The following is a 417-nucleotide window of genomic DNA, read 5'->3' as shown; positions in this document are numbered from 1 at the left end:
CTCAGACCCGTGAGCACATCCTGCTGGGTCGCCAGGTTGGCGTTCCATTCATGATCGTGTTCATGAACAAATGCGACATGGTTGATGATGAAGAGCTGCTGGAACTGGTAGAAATGGAAGTTCGTGAACTTCTTTCTGCTTACGAATTCCCAGGCGACGACATCCCGGTCATCAAAGGTTCAGCGCTGAAAGCACTGGAAGGCGATGCAACTTGGGAAGCGAAAATCATCGAACTGGCAGAAGCACTGGACAGCTACATTCCACTGCCAGAGCGTGCTATCGATAAGCCATTCCTGCTGCCAATCGAAGACGTATTCTCCATCTCCGGCCGTGGTACAGTTGTTACCGGTCGTGTAGAGCGCGGTATCGTTAAAGTGGGCGAAGAAGTTGAAATCGTGGGTATCAAGGACACTGTTA

Annotated in this window: 1 protein-coding gene; it reads left to right on the top strand. The window is 50.8% G+C overall.

Translation table 11 applies throughout. The features are described from left to right. On the top strand, nt 1-417 hold a 417-nt coding region (locus ACO0U8_RS24220; RefSeq protein ID WP_421671769.1), incomplete at both ends, for a GTP-binding protein.

The sequence above is a fragment of the Rahnella sp. EDr1-12 genome, from assembly GCF_049206505.1.
GTDB lineage: Bacteria > Pseudomonadota > Gammaproteobacteria > Enterobacterales > Enterobacteriaceae > Rahnella > Rahnella rivi.
The sequence above is the reverse complement of the archived record's forward strand: the minus strand, read 5'-3'. Positions and strand labels throughout refer to the sequence as shown.